This is a genomic window from Microbacterium sp. R86528, assembly GCF_044596335.1.
GTDB lineage: Bacteria > Actinomycetota > Actinomycetes > Actinomycetales > Microbacteriaceae > Microbacterium > Microbacterium marmarense.
This window is the reverse complement of record NZ_CP138996.1, coordinates 2,346,324-2,360,320: the sequence shown is the minus strand read 5'-3', so window position 1 is coordinate 2,360,320 and position 13,997 is coordinate 2,346,324. Positions and strand designations below refer to the sequence as shown.

Below are 13,997 nucleotides of genomic sequence, written 5' to 3'. Positions count from 1 at the left end.
AGACGCGTTGGACCACCAAACTCGGCTACTCACTCATCGTCGGTAGAGCTTTCGCAATCCCAAGCACGAGCGAACCCGCTCATGCGGAACGCGTGGCACTTGATTCTCGAGCCGCCGCAAGGCTCAGGCCACCATGGCCAGGTCGCTCCCACCACAGCCTGCCCAGCCTCACTTCGTTCGACCAGAGAGAACTCTTGTGCCCGCGCTGCGGCATGGCGACGATCAGCTCACAAAAAACAGGAGGGCAACGCCCCTCTGTTTTCTCAACACCCCTTGCTGTGCCGGGTCGCAAACAATCAAGGATTTAGGCGCTATCTGTTCATGCGGCGCAGTGGTGTCGGCCACGGTTGCGAACAGATTTCTTCGCAAACTGTTCGCAAAACAACGACTTTCCGAACCGGAAATCGCATCTGACCAGGGATTTTTTCGCGGAGACGGAGGGATTTGAACCCTCGGACCCCTTAAGGGGTCTCCACCTTAGCAGGGTGGTGCACTAGGCCGAACTATGCGACGTCTCCAGGCAATGAGCTTCGAAAAGCACAATGCGCTTGTCAATTGTAACTGCTCATCGGCATGCCGACGAACTCACACCCTCGGGCCGAGTGCAGGTCACCCTTCGGGCTGAGTACAGGTCACTTCGGCTGCAGTTGTGCCCGTAATCTCCGACGGAAGATCAACACGTTCTTCTGCGGTCGACGTCTCGGCGGGCGCTGGGGTCTCAGTCTCCCCTTCAGCGGCCGACTCAGTCGCCTCCGCGGTCGGGGTCGGCGTAGCCGTAGCCTTCTCGGCTTCACCGGTCACCTCAACGCCATACCCCGCGCTTGCCTCACCCGTCAGGTTGAGAGCCTGGTTTTCGGCGAGAGCGGTGAACAGCACATCCGCCGCTTCCGTCACCGGGTACACATGGCTTGCGTCCGCGCCGGTGCCGTAATAGGTCGGATACTGCACGAACACGATGTCTTCGTACTCGACGTCTTTCACCGCCATGGCGATCTGCACCATCAGCGTCGGATTCGTAAGCGACTGGCTCAGCACCAACTGCCCCTCCGTCACCTGACTGACCGCGGTGTTGGCCAAGTTCAACAGGGTTCCCGGGCTCGCGAGCACCGACTCAGACTGCAACTTGCGCACCATCGATGACATGAACTGCTGCTGGTTTGAGATGCGTCCAAGGTCTGAACCGTCGCCGATCCCGTGGCGAATTCGCAAGAACTGCAACGCTTCCGCACCGATCAACGTGTGATTGCCCTCCGCCAGCGTGAGGCCGGTGTGGCTGTCGCTGATGTCGCCAGAGACACACACATCCACGCCGCCGATGGCGTCTGACATGTTGATCACCCCGGTCCACCGAATGGCGGCGGCGAACTGGATGTCAACACCCGTGAGTTCTTCAACGGTCGACACTGTGCACGGCAACCCGCCATACATATACGAAACGTTGATCATCTGCGCGCTCATCGCAGAGTATTCGCCACCGTCACCGTCAGAACATGACGGAATCGGCACGACCATGTCGCGTGGGATCGACACGACCGTAACCCGGCGCGGTTCGTCGCTGATGTTCACCAGCATGGTGACGTCGTTGCGCTCACCACCATCATCCTCAGCGCATCGCGGGAAGAGCTCCAGGTCTTGCCCCTCGCACGAGTCGGTGCCGACGAGCAGCAGATTCACGCCGCCTTCGATGGCTCCCAAAGAAGGCGGAATGGTCTCGTCACCGTCAAGCGCGACAGCCGCTGAACCAATCGCGTTGGCGGTATCCCACACTGCGTATGCGGCGACACCGGTCGCGCTCACGCCGATCACCGCGATCGCGACCGCAAACATTGCGATGAATTGAAAGAAGGGATGCCGCTGCTTGACGTCGGCGTGGCGAGCGATGGTCTCGCGCCCGGCACTTCTGGACTGATCGGTCATATCTTGCTACCAGTTCACATTTCCGTTTGAGCAGGTCGCATCCGCCGCCGTGGAACCGGTGATCGACGACGGCAACTCCACCGCGGTCTCAGTGGGCGCAGGCGTCGCCGCGGGCGTCTCTGTGGTCGAGTCATCAGGCTCGGCAGCCTCGTCGACGACATCGTCCGATCCCTCATCTTCGAGCACGACACCGCCGTTCGTTGCCACGTCACCCGTGATCACGATGGGCTCGTTGGCATCAAGCGCGGCCCAGAGCACGGCTGCTGAAGCCTCGTCAGGCACGACGCGGTTCCGGTCATCGGGGTCTTCCAACACCGGGTACTGCACAAAAGAGATCTCGTCGAACGGAACATCCTTCACCGCGAGCGCAATCTGCACGAGAGTGACCGGGTTGGTGAGAGAGCTGCTGGGCGTGATGTTCTCCACCGTTGTGGTTGCCAGCTTGTAGAGCAGCGCGGGATTCGACAGCACATCTTCGCTCATGAGTTTGTTCGCGAGGCGCGACATGTACTGCTGCTGATTAGATATGCGACCCAGATCGCTGCCGTCGCCAACACCGTGACGCGTGCGCAAGAACTGAAGAGCGTCAATTCCGCTGATGGTGCGATTGCCGGCAGGCCAGTTGATGCCGGTGTATGGATCGCTGATGCCCGAGGCAAGACACACCTCGACGCCACCGATCGCGTCGGTGATCTCGATGACACCACCCCAGGTGATCTTCGCCGCGAACGGGATGTTCTGACCGCTGAGCTGCGACACTGTTTTCGCCACACATGACAGCCCGCCAAAGCTGTATGCCGCATTGATCGGCTGCTTCCACATCGCAGAAGTCGTCACGCCGTCTTCATCGGTGCACTCAGGAATCGACAGCATCAGGTCGCGAGGAAAAGAGATAACCGTCACGCGGCGAGGTTCATCTGAAATATGAACGAGCAGGTTGACGTCATTCAATTCGCCGCCAGCATCTTCGCCGGTGCAGCGCTCACCGAAGTAGTCCGCATACTCTGGTTCGCATGCATCGGTGCCAGCCAGAAACAGGTTGACGCCGCCTTCAATTGCGCCGAGGTCGGGCGGCACGGCCTCTTGTCCCTCGAGTTCAACTGAGTTCTGAGCGACCTCGACCGCGATGTCGGTCACGGCATACGCTGCGACTCCAGCGCCAGACACGAGTGCGACGGCGGTGACAATCCCCAGCACTTTCAACACGAGCGATGCCGGGTGAGGGGAACGAAGCTCTCCGTGCCGGGCAACTGTGCGACGGCCACGCGGTGCGCGCTGAGACGTCTTTGCCACTCGATGTCCTCTCGGGGAATGCTTCGTTCTCTGATTCTCCCCCGACACACCTTATTTCTTGCGGAGGGTGTGGGATTCGAACCCACGGGACATTTCTGCCCACTGGTTTTCAAGACCAGGTCCATCGGCCGCTCGGACAACCCTCCCGACGACATGCCACGAATGACATTTCATCGAACAATCGTCGAGTCTAGCCGACAGCCGCGGCGAACTTATTCTTCCAGCGGTGCCTGTGCACGCCCTGAGGGCACGTCGAGATTCCGCCGTACGCCCGCGACGCTTGAGAATTCGGGCGAGAACCCACTCCCGAGCAGGTTCAGAGACTTCGCAAAATTGCTGCGACGCCACCTTCTTCGACCGAAAGCGTCATCTCGCCGGCAGCATCCAACACCTCTTGCGGAGCCTGCCTCATCGCCACAGCGCGACCTCCGTTTTGCAGCGCCCAACGGAACATGCCGAGATCATTGCGGCCGTCACCGATGACCATCACGTGATCGGGAGCGATGCCCAGTTCAGTGCGAACCAGCTCCAGACCCGTGCCCTTGTCGATGTCTTTCGGCGCGATGTCGAGCCACGCAGTGAACCCCACGGCATATGACACATGATGCAGGCCGATGCTCTCGACGATCGCTGAAAAATCCTTCTCGTGTTGATCTGGTGCCACGACCACGACGCGGCAGACATGATCAGTTGCGAGCTCTTCGAACAGCACTTTTTCAGTGCGCTCCAGCTTCCAATCTGGCAGGAAGTCGGTGTAGCGCCGCGCCCCGTCAGCCAGCTCGACCAGGTAGTGAGCATCGGGCAACTGCGCACGCAGCAGCTGCAACACGTCGGTGGCATCGAAGGTTTCGACCTTGAAGCGTTCATACTCAAGCGGTTCAATCGAAACTCGCTTGAGCACCACGGCGCCGTTTGAGCAGACCACGAACTCTGGGGCGATCTGCAGCAACGCGAGCACATCGGCGGTGCCCTCCCAGCTGCGACCCGTGGCGACCATGACTTCGTGACCCGCCTCGCGAGCCTCGGCAACGGCGTCGAACACTCCGGAACTGAGCGTCTCATCTTCGAGAAGAACCGTGCCGTCAAGGTCCAAGGCAATGAGCAGCGGCATAGCCGCCACCCGCGGGTCTTCGGCGTCGTGCGCTGCCTGCTCCACCTTTTCGGCGGCTTCAGCCGGCGCAGCTACCTCGACTTCGCCGATCGGGGGCAGCTGAGCGTGGCTCACTCGACGGGCTCCATGACTTCGAGTCCGCCAAGGAAGGGCCGCAGCACTTCGGGCACCAACACCGATCCATCGGCGCGCTGATGGGTTTCGAGCAGTGCCACGATCCAGCGCGTCGTTGCCAGAGTTCCATTGAGCGTTGCAACGGGCTGCGTCTTTCCGCCATGCTCAGCCGACAGCCTGTGACGAATATCGAGGCGCCGAGCCTGGAACGTCGTGCAGTTCGACGTCGACGTCAGCTCGCGGTACGCGCCCTGCGTAGGCACCCAGGCTTCAATGTCGTACTTGCGCGCGGCGCTCGAGCCCAAATCGCCCGCGGCGACGTCAATCACGCGGTACGAAAGACCCAGGTCTTGCAGCATCCGCTCTTGCATACCCACCAGGCGCAGGTGCTCAGCCTCAGCGTCTTCGGGCGCCGTATAGACGAACATCTCGAGCTTGTTGAACTGGTGCACGCGGATGATGCCGCGCGTGTCTTTGCCGTACGACCCAGCCTCGCGGCGATAGCAGGTCGACCAACCGGCGTAACGCTTGGCCCCCTTGCCGAGATCAAGGATCTCGTCCATGTGATAGCCCGCCATCGGCACTTCACTCGTGCCAACGAGGTAAAGATCGTCGTCTTGCAGGTGGTAGACCTCTGCGGCGTGCTGACCGAGAAAGCCAGTGCCGCGCATCACTTCGGGCCGCACCAGCGTGGGCGGAACGAGCGGCACGAAATTCTCTTGCAGCGCGCGATCGAGCGCGAGATTCATCAGGGCGATCTCGAGGCGCGCGCCGATTCCCTTCAAGAAGTAGAAGCGGCTCCCCGAAACCTTGGTGCCACGCTCCATGTCAATCGCATCGAGCATCTCGCCGAGCTCGAGGTGATCACGCGGCTCAAAATCGAACGTGGGCTCGTCGCCGTGCGTGCGCAGCGTCACGAAGTCGGCTTCGCCACCGGCGGGAACGCCGTCGAGCACAATGTTCTCGATCTTCGCCAGCGCGACCTGTGAGGCCTCTTCGGCGGCAGCGACCGCGTGCTGCGCCGCCTTCACACGCTCGCTGAGATCCTTCGCCTGCGCAACCAGCGCGGCTTTCTCTTCTTTCGGCGCCTGCGCTACTTTCTTGCCCGCCAGATTCTGTTCAGCACGCAGCTCTTCAAAGGCGGTGATAGCTGCGCGGCGTTCGCTGTCTGCGGCGAGCGCCTCGTCGACAGAGTCCACCGACTCCCCGCGCGCGGCTTGCGAGCGCTTGACCAGCTCAGGATTTTCGCGGAGAAGTACGGGATCAATCACGGCACAAGTCTAGTCAGCGGCACGGAAGCAGCATCCAGCCCGATATTGTTGGCCCATGACACAGGCTTCCGGCGAATCAAAGCGGGCGGCGCTTATCTACAATCCGACCAAAGTGGACGAAAAGAAACTGCGTGCCACCGTGGTTGATGAAGCAGCCAAAGCTGGCTGGCAAGAGCCGCTCTTCTTTGAGACCCAGGTCGATGACCTCGGCGACGGTGTCACGCGCGAAGCGCTCGAGCAGCACGTCGACGTCGTTCTCGTCGCCGGCGGTGACGGCACGGTGCGCGCCGTGTCAGAAGCCATGAGTGGCAGCGGCGTGCCCCTGTCGATCATTCCCAGCGGCACCGGCAACCTGCTCGCACGCAATCTGAAGCTTCCGCTCTCTTCCCCCATGTTGATGGTGCGCGCGGCGTTCACCGGCGACGTCAGCGCGATCGATGTCGGCTGGGCGGAACTCGTGCGAGCCGACGGCCAGAAAGACAAGCACGCGTTCGTCGTGATGGGCGGCATGGGTCTCGACGCCGCGATGATCGCCAACACCAACGCGCAACTCAAAAAGAGCGTCGGCTGGGTGGCATATGTCGACGGAGCTGCCCGCTCTTTGCCCAGCGCGAAGCCATTCCGAGTCTCGTACCAACTGCCGGGGGCACGGTTGCACTCCTCAAAAGTGCAAAGCGTGCTCTTCGCCAACTGCGGGCAGCTTCCGGCCGGGCTTGATCTGATTCCCGAAGCATCCGTCACTGACGGTGCACTCGACGTTGTCGTATTCCAACCCAAAGGTGCACTCGGATGGTTGTTGGTGTGGCGCCGGGTGGCGTGGGACAACAGCGTGCTGCAGCGATTCCGCGCGGGACGACAGGTGCTTGCATTGCGCACCAAGAACAGCGCGGTGCGTTATTCGCGCGGTTCGGGTATCGACGTCGGCGCCGATCGAGCGCACCCCGTTCAACTCGACGGTGACGAATTCGGCGAAGCCTCACGCGTGTCGGTGAGCATCGACGCAGGCTCGCTGCTGCTGTCGGTGCCGCGAGGTCACAAGATCTGACACGCGACCACGCAAGCACGGCCCCGAGCCGCTCACGTCGAGGCACAATTGCTGCATGAGCGGGCAACAGAGCACTGCGGCATCCACCTCGATCGTCTGGTTTCGCGACGACCTGCGCCTAGCCGATAACCCTGCCCTTCACGCGGCGCTCGAACGCGGCGGGCCGGTTCTGTGCCTCTTCGTGCTCGACGAGCAATCACCCGGCGTGCGCCCCCTGGGCGGCGCCGCAAAGTGGTGGCTGCATCACTCGCTCGCTTCCCTCGGCGAGCGTTTGCGCGAACGCGGAGCACAGCTGGTGTTGCGGCGAGGGCCCGCAGAAAAAGTGGTGCAGCAAACAGTTCAGGATGCTGATGCTTCAGCGATCTTCTGGAACCGGCGCTACGAGGGCCCCGAACGCGAAATCGACACCGCGCTGAAACAGGAGCTGCGCGAGCGGGGGGTCGAGGTGGCGTCGTTTGCCGCTTCGCTGCTGTTCGAACCGTGGACGGTGAGAACCGGTGCGGGCACGCCCTATTCGGTGTTCACGCCGTTCTGGCGCGCCTGCCAGTCGCTGCCTGCACCCCGCGAGCCGCTCGCTGAGCCCACCGAAATCAGGGGTGCGAAGCACCGCGTCGCGTCTGACGCCCTCGACGATTGGCGTCTTCTGCCCCATACCCCCGACTGGGCGGGAGGGCTTCGCGAGACATGGCAACCGGGCGAGCCCGCAGCCCGTGAACGGCTGCAACAGTTCTTGACGAATGATCTCGCCGACTACGATCGCGCCCGCGATGAACCGGCAGCGGGCGCGACCTCACTGCTCTCGCCGCGCCTGCGATGGGGCGAACTGAGCCCCCACACCGTGTGGCACGAAACGCTTGCGGTTGCGGAGCCCGCAGCATCCACTCATCGGTTCTTGTCTGAACTCGGCTGGCGCGAGTTCGCCTGGCACACCCTTTTTCACTCCCCCGATCTCGCAAATCAGAACTGGCGCCGCGAGTTCGATGCGTTTCCGTGGCCGCCGCTCGATGAGCACGCGCTCAGCGCGTGGCAGCACGGAGGAACCGGAGTTGCACTCGTCGACGCCGGAATGCGCGAGCTCTGGCACACCGGCACCATGCACAACCGTGTGCGCATGGTGGTCGCGTCGCTGCTCACCAAGAATCTGCTCATCGACTGGCGACACGGCGAACAGTGGTTCTGGGACACCCTTGTCGACGCCGATGCCGCAAGCAACCCCTTCAACTGGCAGTGGGTTGCGGGCTCAGGCGCTGATGCGGCGCCCTACTTTCGCATCTTCAACCCCGAGTTGCAGGCAAAGAAGTTCGACCCGCACGGTGAGTACATCAGTCGGTGGACGGCCGGGCAGCTGGCGAGCGCGCCGATCGTTGACCTGCGTGCTTCACGCGGGGCGGCGCTCAATGCCTACAACGTGGTGAAGCGCTCGAAGTGACGCTGCGGCCGCGGTGGGTGGGGAATTTGCTGGGCGTGGAATACTTCGGATGCTTCACCGTGTTGTGACCGACGATGACTACCGCACCAGCCCCCGCCTTGTCCGTGCTTGATCTCGTGCCGGTGCGCACCGGTCAGACCAGCGCACAGGCAGTCGCCGCGTCGCTTGCTCTCGCCGCGCGCGCCGACCATCTCGGCTTTCGCCGTTACTGGTTCGCCGAGCACCACAATATGCCCGCGGTGGCCTCGACGACCCCGCCCGTTCTCGTCGCTGCTACGGCTGCGCGCACGGTGCGCATTCGCGTTGGGTCGGGCGGAGTCATGTTGCCCAATCACTCTCCGCTGGTGGTCGCCGAACAGTTCGCCGCTCTTGAAGCACTTGCCCCGGGCCGCATCGATCTTGGTCTCGGCCGGGCACCTGGCAGCGACCCGGTGATCACTCAATTGCTGCGTCAAAGCGGCACCACGAGCGATGTCGATCGCTTTCCCGATCACATCACCGACATTCGCTCGCTCGTATCGCCCGATGGCGCCAGTGTTCGCTACGCGTCGGGCGGCACCTACGAAGTCACCGCCACCCCTCGTGCCACGACGATGCCCCAGGTATGGCTGCTTGGCTCGAGCGACTATTCGGCCCAGCTGGCGGCAGCGCACGGGCTTCCCTACGTCTTCGCCAACCACTTCTCGGGCCAGGGCCTTGAGCGCGCGCTCGACCTGTACCGAACTAAGTATCAGCCGAGCGAGGAAAACCCCGAACCGCGCACCTTTTTGACTGTCAACGCCGTTGCCGCCCCCACCCACGAAGAAGCCGAAGCACGCACGCTCCCCAATCTGCGCACCATGATTCGACTGCGCAGCAACCGCCCGCTCATCGCGCAAGAAACGGTGGAGCAGTCGCTCGCCGGCGCAAGCGACTTCGACTCGATGGGCGACACGATGGGTCAGGCCGCACGCGCCGGATGGTTCATCGGCACCGGCGAAAGTGTCGCGTCATCGCTGGCGGAGTTCGCGGGCAAGTGGGGAGTTGACGAGGTGATGATCTCGCCGATCGCGGGCGCCTACGAAGGTGAAGCACTCGACACGAGCCCCGGCCGTTCTCAGACTCTTGAGCTGATCGCAGCGGCGCAGGCGGGTTAGGCCCAGCCGTTGACGGTAGCGGCAGTCAGGCCTCGGGCTCGCCGCTGATGAGTCCGCGAAGCCAGTCCCGGGCCTCAGCGAACACATCGTTCGAGTACCGCTCGGGGTAGCGCACAACGGCGTGATCAGCGCGAGGATATGAGCCCAAGAAAATAACCTTCGGACTGAATCGCCTCAGCCCGAGCAGCGCATCCGCCATACGCTCGTCTTCAATATGGCCATCGGCATCGATGACGAATCGGTATCGGCCGAGAGCATCGCCGATCGGGCGCGAAGCGAGCAGGCTCAGGTTGATGCCGCGCGTTGCGAACTGCTCGAGCATCTCAAGCAGAGCACCGGGATGGTCTTCTGGCAGTTCGACGATAAGCGATGTCTTGTCGGCGCCGGTCGGGCTCGGTGGCGCGACCGTGCGCGCCACGAGCACAAAACGAGTCACGGCGTCGGCGTTGTCACCGATCTTCGATGCAAGAAGCTCAAGTTCATGATGCTCAAGAATGCCGGGCGGTGAGATCGCAGCATCTGCATCACTCGTTCCTTCGAGCATTCCCATCGCACTCGCAACGTTGCTGGCTGCGGGAACATGTGCGTGCGCGGGCAGCGTCGACGAGAGCCACTGCAAGCACTGCGCGTAGGCGACGGGATGCGCCGAAATCAACGCGACGTCTTCCAGCTTTGCGCCGGGGCGCCCCACCAGCACGAATTCGACCGGCACGAGATACTCGCCGATGATGCGCAGTCCGGGCATCGTGGCGAGCGCGTCCTGCGCGGTCGAAACCCCGCCGTCTACCGAGTTCTCGATTGCGATGACCGCCGCGTGCGAGCGACCCGAGACGACGTCGGCGAGCGCCTCGCCAACGTTGTGCACTGACCGCCACTCTTGACCGCGCGCCTCAGGCACCTGCGCAAGCGCTGCCTCGGTGAAGGTGCCGACCGGTCCCAGAAAGCTGTAGGTGCGGCGCGCGGAGGATTCTGGCTCGAAAGTCACGAGGATCAGCCTAGCCGCGCGCGCATTTTCCAACGATCACGATCGGTTTCAGCAGTGAACCGCGTGTGAAGTCGACACGAACGAGACAGATTGGGCTCGGCACAGGCAGACTGTTCTCATGAGCCGCGCAGGACAGCCAGCCGAAGCATCCGACCTCATCGACATCGACGAGGTCATCTCCGCCTACTACGACGTAAAACCCGACCCGAGCATCGCCGCGCAACGCGTGGCGTTCGGCACGAGCGGCCACCGCGGCTCGTCGTTGCTCGCGAGTTTCAACGAGGTGCATATTCTCGCCACGACTCAGGCGATCGTCGACTACCGACGAGCACAGGGCATCGAAGGTCCGCTGTTTCTCGGACGCGACACGCACGGGCTCTCGCTCCCCGCCGAACGCAGCGCGATCGAGGTGTTGGTGGCGAACGGTGTCGACGTGCGTGTGGACTCCCGTGATGCGTGGGTACCGACTCCCGCGCTGAGTCACGCGATTCTCGCCTACAACAAGGGACGGGATGCTGCCGACCCCGGCCGCGCTGACGGCATCGTCGTCACCCCGAGCCACAACCCCCCGCGTGATGGCGGCTTCAAATACAACCCTCCGCACGGCGGGCCAGCCGACACCGACGCCACCGGGTGGATCGCCGACCGCGCCAACGCGCTGATCGAAGCGAATCTGGAGGGCCTGCAGCGAACACTTCACAAAGACATCAACGAAGACACTCTCGGCGAGTATGACTTTCGCGATGCCTATGTTCGCGACCTCGAGAACATCATCGACATGGCAGCGATCAAGTCATCAGGGGTGCGCATCGGCGCCGATCCTCTCGGCGGTGCCTCGGTGGAGTACTGGGCGCTGATCTCAGAGATCTATGACATCGACCTCACGGTCGTGAACCCCGATGTTGACCCCACCTGGCGCTTCATGACGCTCGACTGGGACGAGAAGATTCGCATGGATCCTTCTTCGCCCAACGCCATGGCCTCACTCGTGCAGAAGCGCAGCGAGTACGACATTCTGACCGGCAACGATGCCGACGCCGACCGCCACGGAATCGTGACGCCCGACGCCGGGCTGATGAACCCCAACCACTTTCTTGCGGTGGCGATCGACTATCTGTTCTCGCACCGCCCGAACTGGCCCGAAGGCGCGGCGGTGGGCAAGACGCTCGTTTCGTCGATGATCATCGACCGAGTCGCTGAATCGCTCGGCCGCACCCTGCTTGAAGTTCCGGTCGGGTTCAAGTGGTTCGTCCCCGGTTTGCTTGACGGCTCCGTCGCATTCGGCGGCGAAGAGTCAGCGGGCGCCTCGTTCCTGCGCTTCGATGGTTCGGTGTGGACCACCGACAAAGACGGTCTGTTGCTGTGCCTGCTCGCGGCCGAGATCCTGGCAGTGACAGGCAAGACTCCGTCGCAGCGGTATTCCGAGCTTGAGGCTGAGTTTGGTGCGTCGGCGTATCAGCGAGTGGATGCGGCAGCATCCCCCGCTCAAAAGGCGACTCTCGGCAAGCTCTCACCCGACGCCGTCACCGCCACCGAGCTGGCCGGTGAGCCGATCACCGCCAAGCTCTCGCACGCGCCAGGAAACGACGCCGCAATCGGCGGCGTCAAAGTGCAGACCGAGCACGCGTGGTTCGCCGCTCGGCCCTCGGGAACCGAAGACGTCTACAAGCTGTACGCAGAGTCGCTTCGGGGCCCGGAGCACCTCGCGCAGGTGCAAGAGGAAGCTCGCGCAGTTGTAGCTGCCGCTCTCGGCGACGCCTAACAGGAGGCGCAGAGCGCTCTCACCGAACTCACCCGACGCGAGATCGCCGGAGTGATTGCGTGCGAGATGGCGGCGCGAGCCCTTCATCGCGGCAATCACTACAATGAGAGCATCATGGCGCAGAAAGCGTTTACCAATACCATCCGAGTCGTCGAGGGACCTCGTCCTGCCCGGTCGATCCTTCGTCTGCTAGCCCGGCGCCCCGGACGAATGACCGTGGCGATACTCGCGTTCGCCGCGAAGGAAATCCCCGTGTGGTTTCTGCCAGTGGTGACCGCCGAGATCATCGATATCGTCGCCAGCGGAGGCGATGTGACGACGGTGCTCGTGTGGTTCAGCGTGGCACTGGTTCTGTTGCTGCAGAACTACCCGAACCACATCGTTTACACCCGCAACTTCATGACCGTGGTCCGCGACACCGGTGCAGACTTGCGCAATGCGCTAGCCGAGCGGCTGCAAGCACTGTCCATCGGCTACCACACGCGAGTGAGTGCGGCGATTGTGCAGACGAAGGTCGTGCGCGACGTCGAGAACGTCGAGCTCATGCTGCAGCAACTGACGCACCCGCTGCTGTCTTCTACGATGGTGCTCACCGGCGCCATCACGATGACAGCGATCGCCGTGCCGCAGTTCCTGCCCGTCTATGCGCTGGCCGTGCCAATCGCTCTCGGACTGCGCTGGGCCCTCAGCCGACGCTCCCGCACCCGTAACGAGGTGTTCCGGCGCGAAGTTGAGGGCTTCGCCGCCCGTGTGGGAGAGATGGCATCCCTCATCCCCGTCACCCGCGCCCACGGGCTGGAGCAGACGGCGGTATCCCGGGTCGCCGACGGTGCTGACGGCGTTCGACGTGCGGGCTTGCACTTGGACATGCTCAACGGTCACGTCGCATCCATCTCATGGGTCACCATGCAGATCCTCGGGTTCGGCACTCTCGTGTTGGCCGCGATCTTCGCCCTGACCGGTGTGCTACCGATCACCCCGGGTGAGGTAGTGCTGCTGTCTACCTACTTCGCGCTGCTGACCCAGGGGCTTACCCAGCTGCTGATGCTCATCCCGGTTGGCGCGCGCGGGATGGAATCGATGCGGTCAATCGCCGAGGTGCTGCAAGAGCCCGACCTGGAGCAGAACGCTGGCAAGCGCGACGTCGACGCTGTCGAAGGCCATATAGATCTGAGGCACGTCAGCCAACGGTATGACGGAGCTGACCGCGACGCGGTGCACGACATCAACCTCGACATCTCACCCGGTGAGACAGTCGCATTCGTGGGGTCGTCCGGGTCGGGCAAGTCCACCATGCTCAACCTCGTGCTGGGCTTCGTGCGCCCTACTTCAGGCCAGATTCTGCTCGACGGCGACGACATGCAGCAGCTCGATCTGCGCACGGTGCGTCGATACGTGTCGGTCGTGCCTCAGGAGTCCGTGATGTTCGAGGGAACGATCCGCGACAACATCGCGTACGGGCTTGAAGACATCAATGACGATCGTCTGCGCGGCGCGCTACGAGACGCCAACGCCGCAGAGTTCGTCGATGCGCTCCCAGACGGATGGCAGACGGTAGTCGGTGAGCGGGGCTCTCGCCTGTCGGGTGGTCAACGCCAACGGCTTGCGATCGCCCGCGCGCTCGTACGCGACCCCCGAATCTTGCTGCTCGACGAGGCGACGAGCGCGCTCGATCCCGAGTCTGAAGAACTCGTCAAAGAAGCACTCAACCGCCTGATGAAAGGGCGCACCACCCTGGTCGTCGCCCACAGGCTCTCGACGATCCGTCAGGCCGATCGCATCGTCGTACTCGAGCACGGTGAGATCGTCGAGGTTGGATCACACGATGAGCTGCTCACACTAAATGGGCGGTACGCACACCTGCACGCGACGCAGTCAGGCTTCAACCCCTAGTTCGGAGTGCTCCGCTCACCGCCGACGAACGACAGTTCTAG

Annotated in this window: 10 protein-coding genes and 2 tRNA genes; 5 read left to right on the top strand and 7 right to left on the bottom strand. The window is 62.9% G+C overall.

Going from position 1 to position 13,997, the window contains the following annotated elements; translation table 11 throughout:
* Nucleotides 1-429: 429 nt before the first annotated feature.
* From SJY18_RS10895 to serS, 6 genes are all read right to left on the bottom strand, one after another.
* Nucleotides 430-518 (bottom strand) — tRNA-Ser (locus SJY18_RS10895).
* A gap of 91 nt (nt 519-609) precedes the next feature.
* Nucleotides 610-1,917 carry an LCP family protein gene (locus SJY18_RS10890; protein ID WP_396667572.1) on the bottom strand — a complete coding sequence of 436 codons (1,308 nt, stop codon included), beginning with the start codon at nt 1,915-1,917 and terminating at the stop codon, nt 610-612.
* Between the two features lie 6 nt (nt 1,918-1,923).
* Entirely contained in the window at nt 1,924-3,210 is a 1,287-nt protein-coding gene (locus SJY18_RS10885; protein ID WP_396667571.1) for an LCP family protein, read from the bottom strand.
* A 61-nt stretch (nt 3,211-3,271) separates the two neighbouring features.
* A tRNA-Ser gene (locus SJY18_RS10880) sits at nt 3,272-3,356 on the bottom strand.
* 170 nt (nt 3,357-3,526) lie between these two features.
* A complete protein-coding gene (locus SJY18_RS10875; RefSeq protein ID WP_396667570.1) occupies nt 3,527-4,435 on the bottom strand; it encodes an HAD family hydrolase in 909 nt (302 codons plus the stop codon).
* Nucleotides 4,432-5,706, bottom strand: coding sequence for a serine--tRNA ligase (gene serS / locus SJY18_RS10870; RefSeq protein WP_396667569.1), 1,275 nt, complete (start codon nt 5,704-5,706; stop codon nt 4,432-4,434). The genes SJY18_RS10875 and serS overlap by 4 nt, the downstream gene beginning before the upstream one ends.
* Nucleotides 5,707-5,761: 55 nt before the next feature.
* Here serS and SJY18_RS10865 point away from each other — a divergent pair, with 55 nt between their 5' ends.
* The 3 genes from SJY18_RS10865 to SJY18_RS10855 all read left to right on the top strand — a co-directional run bounded on the left by SJY18_RS10865 (nt 5,762) and on the right by SJY18_RS10855 (nt 9,316).
* Nucleotides 5,762-6,751 (top strand): diacylglycerol/lipid kinase family protein, encoded by a 990-nt coding sequence (locus SJY18_RS10865; protein ID WP_396667568.1) that lies wholly within the window; start codon nt 5,762-5,764, stop codon nt 6,749-6,751.
* Nucleotides 6,752-6,806: 55 nt separating this feature from the next.
* Nucleotides 6,807-8,180, top strand: coding sequence for a cryptochrome/photolyase family protein (locus tag SJY18_RS10860; protein ID WP_396667567.1), 1,374 nt, complete (start codon nt 6,807-6,809; stop codon nt 8,178-8,180).
* Nucleotides 8,181-8,254: 74 nt separating this feature from the next.
* On the top strand, nt 8,255-9,316 hold the full coding sequence (locus SJY18_RS10855) for an LLM class flavin-dependent oxidoreductase (protein WP_396667566.1): 1,062 nt from the start codon (nt 8,255-8,257) through the stop codon (nt 9,314-9,316).
* A gap of 25 nt (nt 9,317-9,341) precedes the next feature.
* On the opposite strand, the gene pheA is transcribed toward SJY18_RS10855, so the two are convergent.
* Nucleotides 9,342-10,301 (bottom strand): prephenate dehydratase, encoded by a 960-nt coding sequence (pheA, locus tag SJY18_RS10850; protein ID WP_396667565.1) that lies wholly within the window; start codon nt 10,299-10,301, stop codon nt 9,342-9,344.
* Between the two features lie 118 nt (nt 10,302-10,419).
* Here pheA and pgm point away from each other — a divergent pair, with 118 nt between their 5' ends.
* Nucleotides 10,420-12,063: a phosphoglucomutase (alpha-D-glucose-1,6-bisphosphate-dependent) gene (pgm, locus tag SJY18_RS10845; RefSeq protein WP_337337033.1), complete on the top strand. Its 1,644-nt coding sequence runs from the start codon at nt 10,420-10,422 to the stop codon at nt 12,061-12,063.
* A 114-nt stretch (nt 12,064-12,177) separates the two neighbouring features.
* On the top strand, nt 12,178-13,956 hold the full coding sequence (locus SJY18_RS10840) for an ABC transporter ATP-binding protein (RefSeq protein WP_337337032.1): 1,779 nt from the start codon (nt 12,178-12,180) through the stop codon (nt 13,954-13,956).
* Nucleotides 13,957-13,997: the final 41 nt, after the last annotated feature.